Raw genomic sequence first — 16,458 nt, forward strand, 5'->3', positions numbered from 1 at the left:
TGGAGACGAGCTACGCTCGCTCCGAGAGGGTTGGGGTGAGGGGGAGTCTCCCCGGGGACGGTAAGAGTTGGACTCGCAGAGAGTCCCCCTCACCCGGAATTTGCTACGCAAATTCCGGCCTCTCCCCGCAGGCGGGGAGAGGCGAAGAGCACGAGCATCTCGCGGCTTCTCAGCCCTCCATCGCATTGAGCCGCTGCAGCCTTTCCTGCATGACTTGCCTCAGATCATAACCCGGACGGCCGAAGCTGGTGTTGCGGGTGACGAGGAAATCGCGCTGGGTCTTGCGCAGGTCGTTCGCCGACCGCTTGTTTGCGGATTTCAGCACGCGCACGTAGGTCTCTGCGATCTGGCGGTCGAGCATACCGAGTTGCGGATCGGCACAGATCACCTTCTCCACCTCGCGCTTCGCGGTAGCGCAATCAAATGACGGACCGTTGCCAGAATTCGCTGCCAGCGGACGCAGCGGCTCGGCACCGAACTTCGCGATCTCCGCAATCATGGTGCGGCGGCCGGCAGCCGCGTTCTCATTGCCGGGATCGAGCTTCAGCGCGGTCTCGTAATCGGCCAGCGCCTTCCTGCGCTCGCCCATCTTCTTGTAGAGCACCGCGCGGTTGTTGTAGGTCTGCGCGAAATTCGGATCGATCTTCAGCGCGGCCTCGTAGTCGTTCAGCGCCGCGCCGAGTTCGCCCTTGAGCTGGTAGGAATCGCCGCGGTTGGTGAAGAAATTGGGCCGTGGCGCCAGCCGCAGTGCCTGGTCGTAATCGGCGATTGCCTTGTCGTACTCGCCCATCTCGGCCAGCGACAGGCCGCGATTGTCGTAATATTCCGGTACCTTCGGATCGAGTCTGATCGCCTCGCCGTCGTCGGCGACCGACTTGTCGAGCTGGCCGAGCTTCTTGTAGGCCGCGCCGCGGTTGGTGTAGCTGCGCGGCCGGTTCGGATCGAGCCGCAGCGCCTCGCTGAGATCGCGGACCGCCTTCTCGTTGTCGCCGCCGAGATAATAGGTCACGCCGCGGTCGGACCAGGCCTGCGCATCGTCCGGCTTCAGCTTGATCGCCTGGTCGTAATCGGCGAGCGCACGGTCGAGCCGGCGCTGGTTGGTGTAGACGACGCCGCGCAGCTCGTAGGCCTCCGCATCCTGCGGATCCAGCTCGATCGCCTTGCTGAGGTCAGCCGCGGCGCGATTGAGATCGCCGCCGGCCTCGCGCAAGAGATCACCGCGCAGGCGCCAGGCCTTTGCATTCTTGCCGTCGAGCGCGATGGCGCGGTCGATGTCCCGCAGCGCCTGTGTGAGGCCGCCCGAGGTCCGCGCGTTGGCGTCCGCACGAACCAGCAGGGCCGCGGCGCGGTCGGAGGATGGATTTGAGGCCTGGTCGATGATGGCGCTGCACGCCGTGATTAGCTCGGCCGGAGCGGCCTTGCTGCCCGACACGCAATCAGTGCCGGCCGAGGCCGGGGCAGCGAGGAGGAGGCTGATCGCCGCGCTGAGGAGGAAGGCGCGAAGCGATATTTTGGCAAACGGGAACATTTGCGCGGAAGAACACGTGCCGCACATCAGGAAGGCTCCGTGACATCAGGTTCTCACCATTGTCGCGGCGGGCAAAGAATGGGTTCAAATCGGGCCCGTTGTCAGGAGCGCACCGGCGCCCGTACTCCCTCGCCCCGCACGCGGGGGGGAGGGTGGGGTGAGGGGGAGTCTCCACAGGGACGGCAACAGTGAGACTCGTGGAGACTCCCCCTCACCCGGAATTCAAGCTTCGCTAGAATTCCGGCCTCTCCCCGCACGCGGGGAGAGGCGAAGAACTCAATACCCATCTACCCCGTTGAGCCGTTGCAGCCGCTCCTGCATTGCCTTCTTCAGATCATAGCCGGGCCGGCCGAAGGCGGCGTTGCGACGCGCGATGAACTCATCCTGCTCGCGCTGAAGCGCCCTGGCCTCGCCCGTATTGCGAGCTTCCCGGATCACGCGGGCATTCGACGCAAAGACCTCGCGGTCGAGATCGGCGAGCTCGCGGTTGGCGCAGATCGCCTTCTCCACGGCGCGGGCCGCGCGGGCGCAATTGAAGCTGGGCTTGCCGGCGACCGCCATCTGCGCGCCGATCCGTTCGAGCTCGCGTGCCATTGCCTTGTGATTGGCCTTGGCCTTCTCATGGTTCGGATCGATCCTCAGCGCGGCGCCGAAATCCTGCACCGCCTTGGGCTTATCGCCCTTCTTCAGCCAGAGCTCGCCGCGTGCGTTGAAGAGATCGGCCAGCGTGGGATCGAGCTGCAAGGCGCGGCTGTCGTCGGCGATCGCACGATCGATCTGGTCGTGCCGTGCCAGAAGCGCGCCACGCGCGACGAGCGCCTTGACCAGATCTGGCTTGGCCGTCTTCTCGTTGTCGATCACGGCCCCGCAGGCGGAATTCGCCTTGTCCATATCGTCGGCCGCGGCGGCAGCGAGGCACGGCGCTATATCGACCTGCGGCCCAGCAGCCGGCTCCCCGCCGGTCGCAGCATGGGCCGCGCCGAGCACGAGCGCATAGATCAGCGCCGCAGCCGACGATTGAATCAGAAAAGATCGCATTGTCGTTACAGTCGGAAAGCTCGCCTTGGGACCGGATTGTCCGCTATACGCCGGATTGATGCTGGCCTGTCGCATCGCTCAAATCGCCTTCGGGAACTCTCGTGTCGACATTCGAATGGATCATCGCGTTGCTGCTCGGCGCCGTTGCCTTATCGGCGCTGGCGCGGCGGATCAAGGTCCCCTACCCGACCTTTCTCGCCATCGGCGGCGCGCTGATCGCTTTCGTGCCGAAGAGCCCGACATGGACACTCGAGCCGGACCTGGCCTTGGCGCTTTTTGTCGCACCGGTGCTGCTGGACGCCGCTTACGACACCTCGCTGCGCGATCTCCGCAACAACTGGATTCCAGTCTCGACGCTCGTGGTGGCGGCGGTCGGCCTGACCACGGCCGGCGTGGCCTACGTCGCCCACCGGCTCGTGCCCGATATGCCCTGGGCCGCGGCGATCGCGCTCGGCGCCATCGTGGCGCCCCCGGATGCCGCGGCGGCGGTCGCGATCCTGAGCCAGGTCAAGTTGCCTCACCGCATGGTGAAGGTGCTTGAAGGCGAGAGCCTGCTCAACGACGCCAGCGCGCTATTGATCTATCGCATCGCGGTCGGCGCGGTCGCCGCGGAGCATTTGAAATGGAGCGAGGTCGCGCCGACGATTGCGCTCGCGCTGGTCGGCAGTGTCCTCGCCGGTCTTCTCGCCGCACGCGTCATCCCGCCCATCATGGAGCGCGTGAAGGAGGTGCCGAGCGCGATCATCCTGCAGTTCGCCACCACCTTCATGATCTGGATCACCGCCGAGCATCTCGGCCTCTCCGGCATCCTCACCATCGTAATCTACGCCATCGCGGTCGCGCGCACCGCGCCGGCGCGCATCCCGGCGCGGCTGCGGGTGCCGTCCTATGCGGTCTGGGAAACAATGGTGTTCGTGCTCAACGTGCTCGCCTTCATGCTGATCGGCATGCAGATGCGGCCGATCTGGTCGCGGTTAGACGCGGACGTGCGCTGGGAATATTGCGTGGCCGCGGCCTGGATCCTGCTCACGGTGGTCCTGGTGCGGCTGTTCTGGGTGACTTTCTACCGCACGACGCTGCGCGTCCTGATCCTGCGCGGGCTCTATCATCCCAAGGATCCCGAGGCCGTCGCCTCGCCGAAGGGCGGCCTCATCATCTCCTGGTGCGGCATGCGCGGCCTCGTCACGCTCGCCACCGCCTTTGCCCTGCCGGAGAACTTTCCCCAACGCGACTTCATCGTCTTCATCGCCTTCGCGGTGGTGCTGGGATCGCTCATCATCCAGGGCCTGACGCTGCGGCCGCTGATCCTGGCCTTCGCCCTCAAGGACGACGATCCCGTCGGCGTCGAGGTCGCGCGCGGCCGTGCCGTCGCCTATCGCGCGGCGCTCGATGCGATCGAAAACGATCCGTCGGAAGAGGCCGAAATCCTGCGACTCGAATATCTCGCCGTCCTGATGCAGGCCGAGAACGATCCGAACGGCGGTATCGCCAGCGGCGAGATGCCGGCCGATCCCCTGCGCCGCCGCGCCATCGAAGCCGCGCGCAAATCGATCTTCGAACTGCGCGCCACCGAAGTGATCGGCGACGACGCCTTCCATCGCCTCGAGGAGGAGTTAGACCGCGCGGAATTGAGCGCGGGCGGTTGAACCAGCAGATTCCGCTGTCATCCCGGACAAGCGAAGCACAGATCCGGGATCCCCGCGCGAGCGCTTGCGCTCGTCGCGATAACCACAAGAAGAGATTTGCGAAGACTCGGAGTTACCGATCTCGCGTCACCCTATGGCCTGTGGTTATGGGTCCCGGGCTCGCGCTACGCGCGCCCCGGGACGACAATCGAGATTGAGGCAATATTGCGATTGAACAACGTGCGCTAGACCACACAGGACAATGCCGGCGTTGAACCAAACGCCGCCGTCCCAGACTCATCCCTCATGACCACCCTGATCGACGACCGTCGTGTCCGCGCGCGTGATGCGTCGCCTGCACGATATTTTTATCTCCATATGTCCCTGGCCTGCGCGGCCACCGCGTTTCTCGGCTTCGCACCGACCTATTGGGTGCCGCTCGCCAACCGGACATTGTCCGCGAGCCCGGTGATTCATTTTCACGGCCTCTTGTTCTTCACCTGGTCAGTCTATTTCGTGATCCAGATCTGGCTCGCCGCCTCAGGCCGCGTGGCCAATCATCGCTCGCTCGGCATCGTCGGTGTCTCGCTCGCGACCGCGATGACGATCTTCGGTTTCCTCGCCTCCGTACATGTGATGAAGCATTCCGCGGCGCTCGGGCAGCAAGATGCCGGGATCGGCTTCTCGATCGTGCCGATGAGCGGGATCGCGTTCTTCGCGGTGGTGTTCGTGCTCGCGATCATGAACACGCGCAAGCCCGAGATTCACAAGCGCCTGTTGCTGCTCGCCGCGGTCTCGCTTCTCGATGCCCCGATCGCACGCTGGTTCATGACCTTCCTCGCGCCTCCCGGACCACCCGGCCCGCCGCCGGTGTCGGTGACGATCGCGCCGGCGGTGGTTGCCTCGCTCCTGCTCGTCGTCGCCATTGTGCGCGACTGGCGCACCGAGGGCCGCGTGCATCCGGTCTATATCTACGGCACGCTCGCGCTGCTGGCGCTGAAGGTACTGAATTGGCCGATCAGCGAGACTGCGGCTTGGCACGCATTCGCTGGCGGGATTCTGGCGCTGGCGCAGTAGAAGGCAGCCACAACCTCCGCTGTCGTCCCGGACGAGCGAAGCGAAGATCCGGGACCCATAGCCACAGGACGTGGTTTGGCGAAGACTCGCGGTTACCAGCTCACGCTGCAACTTCTCCCTGTGGTTATGGGTCCCGGGCTCGCGCTGCGCGCGCCCCGGGATGACAGTGGAGGTTGGAGCTTACGCCCCCGCCTTGCACGTGATCCCGCCGTCCACCACCAGCTCGATTCCCGTTACATATTTCGACTCGTCCGACGCCAGGAATAGCGCGGCGTTGGCGACGTCCCAGGCGTCGCCCATGTGACCCATCGGCACCTGGGCGTCGCGGGCACGCCACATCGCTTCGACATCGCCCTTGGCATAGCTGCTCGCGAGGCCTGCGGAATGCGCGACCATCGGCGTCTTCATCAGGCCGGGCAGGATCGCATTCACCCGGACATGATGGCGCGCGAACTCGATCGCGGTCGTGCGCGTCATCTGGTTCATCGCGGCCTTCGAGGTGCCGTAGGTGACGTAGGAGATGCCCATGTGGCGAATCGAGGCGATCGAGGAGATGTTGATGATCGAACCGCCGCCCTGCTTCATCATGACCGGAATGACATGCTTCATGGCGAAATAGGCGCTCTTGAGGTTGACGCTGAAGACGCGGTCCCAGCTCTCCTCGGTCACCTCGACCACGCTGCCCATCTCGGCGATGCCGACATTGTTATCCAGCACGTCGATGCGGCCATAGGCCTTCAGGCACGCCGCCACCATCGCCTCGATCTCGCTCGCGCGCGAGACATCGGCCGTGAACGCCGTCGCCTTGCCGCCCTCATCGTTGATGATCTTCGCGGTCTCCTCGGCAGCCGCGCCGTTGCGATCGACGCAAAACACCTGCGCGCCCTCGCGCGCGAAGGTCACCGCGGTCGCCTTGCCGTTGCCCCAGCCAGGTCCGATCGAGCCGGCGCCCACCACCATCGCAACCTTGCCCTTGAGCCGATCCATCGCGTTTCTCCGTGTTGTTGATTGTAGCCCGGATGCCAGGCTACGGATCGTTGCAGACCTTCATCTTGGTGACGTTAGCACCGATGGGATGGCCGACAATCTCCGAAAGCGTCTGGCACTTTCCGTCATGGCACAACCACCATTCACCCGCCGCGCCGGAATTGCCGAGCACGACCTCCTGCATCGGCGCACGCTTCGGCTGCCACTGAAACCAGCCGTCGACGAGCCGCGCTTCGGGCGGCGGCTCCATGCCGGGACCGGTGCCCTTGACACGTGCCCGCACCAGTTCGAGGCCGGCGGGGGTGACGCGCCAGTCTTCCTGCCAATCGACCTTCGCAATCGAATGCGTCCACACCAGCGTGAAGGCGGAAAGCGCCAGCGCCTTCACGCCTGAAGCTGTTGCGAAGCAGAGGCTCACACCGCCTCGACCGTTGCCGGCGGGCGCTGCCGCCACTGCCACAGCACGAGCGCGGCGGAGAGCACAAAGCCGGCAGTGTCGCTGAACGGGAAGTCGCCGAGCAGGCAGAGCGCGGCGCCCAGCGCCACCACGCGTTCCATGAATGTCAGCCGCGTGAACAGGAAGCCGATCGCCACCATGCCGAACAGGCCGATCGCCACCAGCGCCTTGAAGGTCGCGAGCGCCACCGCGCCGTAGAAGCCGAGCTTGGCCGCCATGGGATCGCCGGCCTGGAGCATCAGCGCCGGCGAGTAGACGAAGATGAAGGGGATGACATAGCCGGCGAGCGCGATGCGCATCGCCTCCCAGCCGATCTTGTCCGGATTCTCCTTCGCGATCGGTGCGGCCGCGAGTGCGGCCAGCGCAACCGGCGGCGAGAGATCGGCCATGATGCCGTAATAGAACGCGAACATGTGGCTCGCGATCAGGGGCACGCCGAGCTTCGCCAGCGCGGGCGCGGCGAGCGCGGCAGTGATGATGTAGGTCGGGATGGTCGGAATGCCGGTGCCGAGCAGGATCGACAGCAGCATGGTCATGATCAGCGCCAGGAACAGGCTCTTTTCGCCGAGACCGATCACCCAGCTGCCGAAGATGGTGCCGACGCCGGTCTGCGACATCATGCCGATGATGACGCCGACGATGGCGCAGGCCATGCCGACGGTGATGGCGGATTTGGCGCTTTCGGCGAGGGAGTCGCGGCAGGAACGCAGCGCCGGGAGGCCACCACGAACGAACGCCGTGATCACGATCAGACCGACCACGACGCTCGCGACCGGCACGATCTGCAGGCCATCGCGCGACAGCGCAGCGACGACGAGCGCGAGCCCGATCCAGAAAATGTAGCGGATCACATTCGAGGAGGCACCGGCCGTGATGCTGGCGCCTAGGATCAGCGTCACGGTGAGCGCGAGACCCATGCTGCCGGCATAGAGCGGCGTAAAGCCTTCGAACAGCATGTAGACCAGCGCCGCGAGCGGCAGCACGAGATACCAGCGCGTCACCAGCGCCTTCCAGGCGCTCGGGATCTCGGAGCGCTTCATGCCGGTGAGGCCGTGCTTGCCGGCTTCCAGATGCACCATCCAGAAGGCGGAGGCGAAGTAAAGCACCGCGGGGATTGCGGCCGCTTTGACGATCTCCGAATATTGAACGCCGAGCGTCTCCGCCATGATGAAGGCGACGGCGCCCATCACCGGCGGCATGATCTGGCCGCCCATCGAGGCGGTGGCCTCGACACCGGCGGCGAAGGCGCGGCGATAGCCGAACCTGATCATCAGCGGAATCGTGAACTGGCCGACGGTGACGACGTTGGCGACGCCCGAGCCGGAGATCGTGCCCATCATGCCCGAGGCAAACACCGCGACTTTGGCCGGGCCGCCTCGGGTGCGGCCGAACAGGCCGAGCGAGACGTCGGTGAAAAGCTGGATCATGCCGGCGCGCTCCAGGAACGAGCCGAACAGGATGAACAGGAAGATGTAGGTCGCCGAGACGTAGATCGGCACGCCGTAGAAGCCCTCGGTGCCGAACGACAGGTGCGTGACGATCTGGTCGAAGTCATAGCCGCGATGGTTGAGCGGCGACGGCAGGTACTGCCCGAAGAACCAGTAGAGCAAGCACGCGCCGCACATCAGCGGCAGCGCCGCGCCCATCAGCCGCCGCGTGCCCTCGAAGATCAGCACCGCGAGCACCGTGCCGACCGCAAGATCGAGCCTGGTCGGATCGCCGTCGCGCGCGATCAGATCGGCATAGAAAATCCACTGATAGAGGCCGCAGAAGAAGCCGGCGGCGCCGATCACCCAGCCCAGCGCACGGCCGAAATCGCTCTTCGCGGTGAAATTGGCGATCAGGCCAAAGGTGAGCAGGACCAGGAAGCCAACATGGACGCCGCGCACCACCTGACTCGGCAGATAGTTGAAGGCCGCGACATAGAGCTGGAAGGTGGCAAAGGCGATGCCGATCCAGTAGGCGAGATGGCCCCACCGGCCCGGGCCGAACCCTTCCGGGAAACCGTGCTCGAAATTGTCGAACTCGACCTTGATGGGCGCTTCGGTGCCCTCTGCCTTTTCCAACATCTCAATCGCCCCAGTCGATTCACTTTATAGCAGTAACGCGGTCCAATCGGATCGTCATGGCCGGGCTTGTCCCGGCCATCCACGGCTTACAGCACTTCCAAGAACGTGGATGCCCGGGACAAGCCCGGGCATGACGTCGACGGATGAAGCGCCTTACTTGATCAGCCCCTTTTCCTTGTAATAGCGGATCGCGCCGGGATGCAGCGGAACCGGGCTGCCACTAGCCGCCGTCTCGAGCTTGATCTCCTTGCCGGCCGCGTGCGCGTTGGCGAGTTCGGGCAGCGACTCGTAGACCAGCTTGGTCATTTGATAGGCGAGGTCATCCGACACTGCCGAGTTGGTCACGAGGTAGTTGACCACGGCCGCCGTCGGCACGTCCTTGTCCTGGCCCGTATAGGTGTTCGCTGGAATGATCGCCGAGATGAAGGGGGGGCCGATCTTGTCGACGGTCTCCTTCGGCACCGACACCACCGTGATCGAGGCCGAGGTGGACAGATCCTTCAGCGAGGCGACGCCGAGGCCGGCCGATTGCAGGGTCGCCCCCAACTGGCGGTTCTTCATGAGGTCGACGGATTCGGCAAACGGCAGATATTCGACCTTGCCGAGGTCCTTGTAGCTCATGCCGGCGGCCGCGAGGATCGCGCGCGAATTGAGCTCGGTGCCCGACTTCGGCGCGCCGACCGAAAGGCTCTTGCCCTTGAGGTCGGCCAGCGTCTTGATGCCGCTCTCGGCGGTCGCGACGATCTGGATGTAGTTCGGATAGATCGCGCCGATGGTCCTGAGCTTGTCGAGCTTGTTCTTGAAGCCGGCTTCCTCGTCGCCCTCCCAGGCGGCCTTCAGCGAGTCACCCAGCGTGAACGCCAGTTCGCCGCGGCCCTGCTGCAGCAGGATCAGGTTCTCGACCGACGCCTTGGTGGCCTGCACCTGCGTCTTCACGTTCGGAATCTTGTCGCCGTAGATCTTCCCGATCGCGACCCCGAGCGGATAGTAGACGCCGGAGGTGCCCCCGGTCAGCACGTTGATGAAGGATTGCGCATGTGCGCAAGGTGCCGACGCCGCCAGAGCAAGAGCCGCGGCCACGCCGAAAAACTTCAATTTCATGATTTTTGAACTCCCCAAACCGGCCGGGAAATTGGCCGGATGAGAGCAGCGGGTCAACCCATCCAAAAGGCAAAACAGGACTGCGGTAAACGGCCGATACGGCTCGACTTTTCGCGGAACCCGACGGGTGCGGCGACGTGGCGCAGCCCGGCCATTTGAAATGCGCCCGAACGCATCAGGTCCGGGCGCGCAATGGGATCACTGGCAAGCGGTCACTGGCAAGCCATCACTGGCAAGTCCTACTGGAACGTCATGTCCAGGCACTTGGAGATGTCGGAGCCGAGGCCCGAGGAGATCGTGATGCAGCCGCGCACCTTCTGCGCAGCCGTGTCGGCGGCCCAGATCGAATAACCGCCGGGGCCGAAGAACGAGTTGGTGTTCGGCGGCTCGGTCTCGGTCGCGTCGAAATCATAGCGGCCGTCGGTCTCGAAGATGCGCGGCTTCTTGGTGCAGCCGCCGTCGGTCTGGACGTTGATGACTTCCTTGTTGTCGCGGGTCAGCGCCAGGGAGACCTGGCAGCGGAAATATTCCGAGGTCTTGGTATTGAAGAGGTAGGTGTAGGACTTGCAGGTCGCGGTGTTCAGCTTGCCCGGGGCAAGGCCGCGGCTGCAGGAAATCCTCTGGTTGTGGCTGAGCTGGTAGTCATCGGCCCGAGCGGCCGGTGCCACCGCCGTCAGCGACAATGCAGCAGCCCAGCAAATTTTAATCACATGGTGCATCCGAATCATCCCCACCAATAATTTTGTCGAATTGCGTTCTAGACGGAAAGCGGAACATAGTCGCGCGGGGGCGAAGGGAAAATCACAAACTGCTCGGCGGGACGTGATGCGCTGCGGCGCTTTCGCGAATTGACCCGGAAATGTCGTTCGTGATTTGTTCAATTGGTCAACCCAAGAAACGGGGAGGATGGGATGATGGCATTTTCAACGAAGACATTTGCACTTGCTTCGCTTGCACTTGTAACCGCGTTCGCTGAGCCGGCATGCGCACAGACCGCGGCAACGCCGTGGGAGCTCAAGTCCGACACCGGCTATGCCTATGACAAGGAAGGCAAGACCTTCTCCTACAAGATGGGCACCAGCAATGCCGGCGAACTCCTGAAGGGCGCCAAAAAGGTGCCGAAGGGCACGCTGTTCTTCATTGGCCAAAATGGCCAGCTCTACATGCGCAGCGGCCCCTATCTCGAAGGCGACGGCAAGTTCAAGTTCGGACCGGAGCGGTAGGGGACGCGACGACGGTGCGCTCCCTCGCCCCGTTCTTACGGGGAGAGGGTTGGGGTGAGGGGCTGCCTCCGCAAATGCGGTGAGAGCTGGAGTCGCTGAGAGTCCCCCTCACCCGGATTGCTTCGGACGATGCTTCGCATCGCCGAGCGCAATCCGACCTCTCCCCGCAAGCGGGGCGAGGTGAAGCGATGCCCTCTAAAACGCCGCCGCCAATTCCCTTGCGCCGGCGTTGCTGCTGTTCGAATCCATCCGCGAATCCGTCACGGCGAGCAGCTTGGCCACGGTGTTGTGGCGGATCGCGACCGGGTTGCGCTCGTAGCCGCCGCGCTGGAAGAAGTTCGAGGTCGGCACCTGCTCGCGCATCGCCTGTGGCATCGTCACCATGTCGAGGCCGGTGCCGTCGCCGGTGAGGTTCATCATCTCGAGCTCGGCCGCGGTGAGCGGGCGGTTGTAGCCCTTGGCACGCGCGAACAGCACCGAGGTGAGCAACTTGTGGGTCTGCAGCATCGGCCCGACATCGACGTCGAGCACCATCGCGTGCATGGCCCAGCCCTGTGCGGTATTGCCGATCTTGTCGTGCTCCGACCAGGTGTCGGGCACCGACTTCGCATACGCCACCATTTTCTTCAGCACGACGAGCTTGTGCTCCAGCGCCTTGCGGGCCGGGCCCGAGGTCTGCGCCACTTTGGCACCCATCGCACGAATGAACTCATCGCCCTGCTCGGCGAGCAGCTCGACGCTGTTGGTCGTCAGCAACTGGTTGTAGCCGATCGCGGTCGAGATCGCGCGCTTGCCGCCATGCTCAATTCCCGCTTGCACGTCGAAACTGCCGGTGCCGCCGGTCTCGAACGAATAGACCCGCACCGCCTGCTCGCGCGTGAGGCCGGAGGCGACCGCGTAGCGCGCATAGGCGCGCTTGAACTCGGCCTCGTTGGCCGGGCGCTGCGGCATGAACTGGTAGAGCTCCTGCGCCGCGCGCAGGAAATCGGCAACCACTGGAATTGGCTTTCGGGCGGGACGCTCCGGCGTCTCCTCGGGCTCCGGGTTCACCGGCCGCTTCGGCCCGCTATAGAGCGGCGGATGCTCCAGCACGTAGTCATCTAACGTGACCTGCTGCCCGCTGCGCCGCTTGGCGTTGCGGGTGCGGCGCTTCTCGGAGATCTGGCTCCAATAGGCGCCGGCCTCCTCGTCGAAGGCAGCCCGCGCCGCCTGATACTCCCCGAGCTTGCGGCGATATTCGAGCACGGCAGGTGAGGCGCCGCCTTGCCCAAAGAACTGCGACAGGAGCTGGGCTTTGGCATTGCTGACGGCGGGCGGCAGCGCGTCGGCCTCGCCGCCACGCGCGGCAGGCGCAAGGAGGACGAGTGCGAGTGGAACCAGTGCCAGAGGAACCAGTGTGAGGGGTTTTCGAATCGAAAAATGCATTCCGCCCTCTTAGCAGGCATCCGGTAACCGTCACGTTAACGTGCCGTTTACCATCGTCACTTCCAGGCGAAAACCGGCTGTTCCAGGTCGGTGACACGGGTGTGCCGTCCCGCCAGCACCTCGCGGAACTGGTAGATCAGCGCCGCCGTCGGCGCGTGGATCAGGCTCATCTGGTGATGGAAGCGGATCACGCGGCGCGCGCTCTCGGGGATCGCGACGAAGTCGAAGGCCTCTTCGCGCTCGATCGTCGCAAGCGCGATGCGATGGACGGATGCGACCTCATCCGGGTTCGGCCGGATCGCGGCGCTGTCCGGGGCCCAAACCACGACCGGCGTGATCAGATAGCCGGAGCGGGTCGGATAATCATCGAGCGTGCCCAGCACCGCGTCGGCTGTCAGCTTGAGCGCGAGCTCCTCGTCGAGCTCGCGCAGCGCCGCCTCGACCGGCGTCTCGCCGGCATCGCAGCGGCCGCCCGGCAGCGCCCACTGGCCACGATGAGCGCGCAGGCTCGATGCGCGCTTGGTGAGCAGGAAGGCGGTGTCGTCGCCGTCACTTGATTCGGTCAGCGCCATCACCACCGCGGCGCGCTTCAGCGCCGACGGCGCGGTTTCATTCGGCAGCCGCGCGAATGCCGCGCAGGCCTCTGCGATATTCCGTCTGGTGGCATCGTCGAAAGCTCTCATGATGCTTGACTACACCAGGACTGCGCTCGATGAAACGAGGAGAGATACGCGCGCGAGGATGGACCGGAAGATGACGAGCAATGCCGCAGCAAGGCTGAAATCAGACGGCTGGACCATCCTCGAGACCACGGGCTTCATGCACCTGATCGGCCCCTTGTGGCAGCGCAAGGTCGACGGCCATTACGAATTCGCACTCGCCACCGAGGACAAGCACCACAATCGCCGCGGCATGGTCCAGGGCGGCGTGATGATGACATTCGCCGACCGCACCTGCGGCATGACCGCCCGCTACGTCTCGGGCAAGGAGTACATGGCGACGGTGCAGCTCGACACCCATTTCGTTGAAGCCGGCCAGATCGACGACATCCTGATTTCCCGGCCGCGCGTGGTGCGCTCGACGCGCAGCCTCATCTTCATGAGCACCGAAGTCACCGTCGACGACCGCTGCATCGTGATGGCCAATGGCGTGTTCAAGATTTTGAAGGGGCCGGCGTAGGGGAAGCAGTCAGGCTGTCACCGCTGCGCACTACACACTCTCCTGTCGTCCCTGCGAACGCAGGGACCCATAACCCCAGGGAGTAGTTGTAGCGCAAAGCTGTAACTCCGAGCCTTCGCCAAACGACTTCCTGTGGTTATGGGTCCCGGATCTGCGCTTCGCTTGTCCGGGACGACGAAGCGGCGACATTTCTGGATTGCTTCGCTACGCTCGCAATGACGGAACCGGGCGGCTATGCTGCGTCCCAGCGAAGCGTGAGGACCCGCCCATGCAATACCGCCAGCTCGGCCGCAGTGGCCTGAAAGTGTCGCCGATCTGTTTGGGCACGATGATGTTCGGCGGCCCGACGGACGAGGCCGCCTCGAAGCGGATTGTCGCAAAAGCACACGAGGCCGGGATCAACTTCATCGACACCGCGGATGCTTATTCGAAAGGCGCATCCGAAGAAGTCGTGGGCCGCGCGATCGGCAACAACCGTCAGGCCTGGGTGCTCGCGACCAAGCTCGCCAATCCCATGAACACTGGCATGGGCAGCGATCCCAATCGTGCAGGCCTGTCGCGGCGCTGGGTGTTGCAGGCGGCCGACGAAAGCCTGAAGCGGCTCGGCACCGATCACATCGACGTCTACTATTTGCACAAGGAAGACCATGCGACGCCGCTGGAGGAGACGGTGCGCGCGATGGGCGACCTGATCCGATCAGGCAAGGTGCGCTATTTCGGCGTCTCCAACTATCGCGCCTGGCGCGTCGCCGAGATCTGCAACATCTGCGACCGGCTCGGCATCGACCGGCCCGCAGTGAGCCAGCCCTATTACAATGCCATGAACCGCATGCCCGAGGTCGAGCACTTTCCGGCCTGCTCCTATTATGGCCTCGGCATCGTGCCTTATAGCCCGCTGGCGCGCGGCGTGCTCACCGGCAAGTACAAGCCCGACGCGGCTCCGGACAAGGAGACGCGTGCGGGCCGCAACGACACCCGCATGATGCAGACGGAATGGCGGCCGGAGTCGCTCCAGCTCGCGCAGGAGATCAAGACCCACGCCGAAAAGAAAGGCATCACCGCCGGCCAGTTCGCCGTCGCCTGGGTGCTCAACTCCGCCTTCGTCTCCTCGATCGTCGCGGGCCCGCGCACCGAGGAGCAGTGGGACGACTACATCCGCGCGCTCGACTACCGCTTCACAGCGGAGGACGAAGCTCTGATGGACCGCCTGGTGACGCCGGGCCATCCCTCGACGCCGGGCTATAATGACCCGGCCTATCCGATCGAGGGCCGCCGCGCGCGGACGGCTTGAGAGCAGGAGGCGACGATGTCCCTTGAAGACCGCTACGGCCTTTCACTCTCCACCACCTCGCAAGAGGCGGCATCCGCCTATCGCAAAGGCGTCGACCTCATGCTCGCAGGCTGGACCGGCACGGCGGAGACGTTGGAGCGCGCGATTGCGGCCGATCCGGAGTTCGCGCTTCCCCACATCGCCCGCGCCCGCCTGCACGCCTTCTATCAGCAGGGCGATCTCGCGCGGCAGAAGGCGGCTGTGGCACGCGAGCTCGTGGCCAAGCGCGGCTCGATGCGCGAGCGCTCGCATGTCGAGACGCTGGCGCTCGCGATCGAGGGACGGCTGCCGGAGGCGCTGGCATCGACGCTGAAGCATATCGACTTGTGGCCGCGCGATGCCGTGGTGCTGTCGCTGCCGCTCGGCGCGTTCGGCCTGTTCGCCTTCTCCGGCATGGCCGACCACGACCGCGCCCGACAGGAGCTCTGCGAGAGCGTCGCGCAGCACTATGGCGAGGACTGGTGGTTTCTCACCATGTATGGCTGGGCGATGACTGAGAACGGCGACGTTGCCCGCGGCCGCGGCATCACCGAGCGCGGCTTCGGCCTGCGCCGGGCGAACGCCCACGCCGCTCATGCCGTGCTGCATGCGATGTTCGAGGCCGGCTCGATCGAGGCGGCCGATCGCCTCGTCGACGACTGGATTCCGACTTACGACCGCGCCGGAATTTTGCACGGCCATATCCGCTGGCACCAGGCGCTCGGCGCGCTGGAGCATGGCGATGCGGCGCGCGCACTTGCGATCTATACCGAGGTGATCCAGCCCAGCGTCACGCAGGCGCCGCCGCTGAACGTCATCACCGATGGCGCCTCGCTGCTCTGGCGCCTGTCAGCTTACGGCCACGCCGTGCCCAAGGCGCTTTGGCTTGATGCCGACGCCGCCGCGCAAAAACTGTTTCCCAGATCGGGCCTGCCCTTCGCCGACGTCCACATGGCGCTGTTCGCCGCGGCAACGCAAAATCGCGAGGCGCTCGCCGCGCGGCTGGCCGTGATCGAGCAGCGGCTCACTGAAGGCAAGCTGCCGGCCGGCCCCGTGGTGCCGGCGATCTGCCACGCGCTCGCCGCCTTTGCCGATGAGGACCATGCGGCCTGCGTGCAAACGCTCGCGCCCGTCCTCGGCGAAGTCGTGCGCATCGGCGGCAGCCACGCCCAGCGCGAACTGATCGAGGACACTTTCATCGTTGCGCTGATCCGCAGCGGCGAGCTGCCCCGCGCCCGCACCCTGCTCGATGCCCGCCTCCACCGCCGCCCGTCCTTGCGCGATACGCGCTGGCAGGCGGCGACGGGGTAAGCTCTGCCACGAAAAAAACACCGGTCTGGCGGCAAGTGCCTGCCAGGACGGGTTGGAGCGATCCAGGGGGAATCGCCGATGGGTGGCGCGGTGGTATTCCAGGCGGGCTTGACTGAACAAACGGGATCG

General features: G+C 64.9%; 15 protein-coding genes. 6 read left to right on the forward strand and 9 right to left on the reverse strand.

The features are described 5' to 3' along the window. Window positions 1-169 precede the first annotated feature (169 nt). The gene (locus tag AC629_RS18155; protein ID WP_084806406.1) at window positions 170-1,555 is read right to left on the reverse strand and encodes a tetratricopeptide repeat protein; all 1,386 of its coding nucleotides are present in this window, start codon (window positions 1,553-1,555) and stop codon (window positions 170-172) included. Window positions 1,556-1,804: 249 nt separating this feature from the next. Further along, on the reverse strand, window positions 1,805-2,566 hold the full coding sequence (locus AC629_RS18160; protein ID WP_084806407.1) for a tetratricopeptide repeat protein: 762 nt from the start codon (window positions 2,564-2,566) through the stop codon (window positions 1,805-1,807). 101 nt (window positions 2,567-2,667) lie between these two features. Between AC629_RS18160 and AC629_RS18165 the strand changes: the two genes are divergently transcribed. Next, window positions 2,668-4,212 (forward strand): cation:proton antiporter, encoded by a 1,545-nt coding sequence (locus AC629_RS18165; protein WP_084806408.1) that lies wholly within the window; start codon window positions 2,668-2,670, stop codon window positions 4,210-4,212. A 285-nt stretch (window positions 4,213-4,497) separates the two neighbouring features. Next, the gene (locus tag AC629_RS18170) at window positions 4,498-5,268 is read left to right on the forward strand and encodes a hypothetical protein (RefSeq protein ID WP_084806409.1); all 771 of its coding nucleotides are present in this window, start codon (window positions 4,498-4,500) and stop codon (window positions 5,266-5,268) included. 180 nt (window positions 5,269-5,448) lie between these two features. Here AC629_RS18170 and AC629_RS18175 read toward each other — a convergent pair whose 3' ends face one another. The 5 genes from AC629_RS18175 to AC629_RS18195 all read right to left on the reverse strand — a co-directional run bounded on the left by AC629_RS18175 (window position 5,449) and on the right by AC629_RS18195 (window position 10,601). Further along, complete coding sequence (locus AC629_RS18175; RefSeq protein ID WP_084806410.1) at window positions 5,449-6,255, reverse strand: SDR family NAD(P)-dependent oxidoreductase; 807 nt, start codon at window positions 6,253-6,255, stop codon at window positions 5,449-5,451. Between the two features lie 40 nt (window positions 6,256-6,295). Next, entirely contained in the window at window positions 6,296-6,673 is a 378-nt protein-coding gene (locus AC629_RS18180; RefSeq protein ID WP_245331910.1) for a DUF1850 domain-containing protein, read from the reverse strand. Continuing rightward, on the reverse strand, window positions 6,670-8,781 hold the full coding sequence (locus tag AC629_RS18185; protein ID WP_084806412.1) for a TRAP transporter permease: 2,112 nt from the start codon (window positions 8,779-8,781) through the stop codon (window positions 6,670-6,672). Before AC629_RS18185 ends, AC629_RS18180 begins: the two co-directional genes overlap by 4 nt. A 153-nt stretch (window positions 8,782-8,934) precedes the next feature. After that, entirely contained in the window at window positions 8,935-9,882 is a 948-nt protein-coding gene (locus AC629_RS18190; RefSeq protein ID WP_084806413.1) for a TAXI family TRAP transporter solute-binding subunit, read from the reverse strand. Between the two features lie 239 nt (window positions 9,883-10,121). Then, window positions 10,122-10,601, reverse strand: coding sequence for a hypothetical protein (locus AC629_RS18195; protein ID WP_084806438.1), 480 nt, complete (start codon window positions 10,599-10,601; stop codon window positions 10,122-10,124). Between the two features lie 195 nt (window positions 10,602-10,796). On the opposite strand from AC629_RS18195, the gene AC629_RS18200 reads away from it, so the two are divergent. Continuing rightward, complete coding sequence (locus tag AC629_RS18200) at window positions 10,797-11,105, forward strand: hypothetical protein (RefSeq protein WP_084806439.1); 309 nt, start codon at window positions 10,797-10,799, stop codon at window positions 11,103-11,105. 195 nt (window positions 11,106-11,300) lie between these two features. On the opposite strand, the gene AC629_RS18205 is transcribed toward AC629_RS18200, so the two are convergent. Both AC629_RS18205 and AC629_RS18210 read right to left on the reverse strand, forming a co-directional pair. Continuing rightward, the gene (locus tag AC629_RS18205) at window positions 11,301-12,530 is read right to left on the reverse strand and encodes a hypothetical protein (RefSeq protein WP_084806414.1); all 1,230 of its coding nucleotides are present in this window, start codon (window positions 12,528-12,530) and stop codon (window positions 11,301-11,303) included. Between the two features lie 56 nt (window positions 12,531-12,586). Next, complete coding sequence (locus AC629_RS18210; protein ID WP_143199222.1) at window positions 12,587-13,216, reverse strand: NUDIX hydrolase; 630 nt, start codon at window positions 13,214-13,216, stop codon at window positions 12,587-12,589. Window positions 13,217-13,283: 67 nt separating this feature from the next. On the opposite strand from AC629_RS18210, the gene AC629_RS18215 reads away from it, so the two are divergent. The 3 genes from AC629_RS18215 to AC629_RS18225 all read left to right on the forward strand — a co-directional run bounded on the left by AC629_RS18215 (window position 13,284) and on the right by AC629_RS18225 (window position 16,329). After that, window positions 13,284-13,709 (forward strand): PaaI family thioesterase, encoded by a 426-nt coding sequence (locus AC629_RS18215; RefSeq protein WP_084806440.1) that lies wholly within the window; start codon window positions 13,284-13,286, stop codon window positions 13,707-13,709. Between the two features lie 268 nt (window positions 13,710-13,977). Beyond that, a complete protein-coding gene (locus AC629_RS18220) occupies window positions 13,978-15,000 on the forward strand; it encodes an aldo/keto reductase (RefSeq protein WP_084806416.1) in 1,023 nt (340 codons plus the stop codon). A gap of 15 nt (window positions 15,001-15,015) precedes the next feature. Next, window positions 15,016-16,329 (forward strand): tetratricopeptide repeat protein, encoded by a 1,314-nt coding sequence (locus AC629_RS18225; RefSeq protein WP_084806417.1) that lies wholly within the window; start codon window positions 15,016-15,018, stop codon window positions 16,327-16,329. Window positions 16,330-16,458: the final 129 nt, after the last annotated feature.

The organism is Bradyrhizobium sp. NAS80.1, from assembly GCF_001908205.1.
In the GTDB taxonomy this organism is placed as follows: domain Bacteria; phylum Pseudomonadota; class Alphaproteobacteria; order Rhizobiales; family Xanthobacteraceae; genus Bradyrhizobium.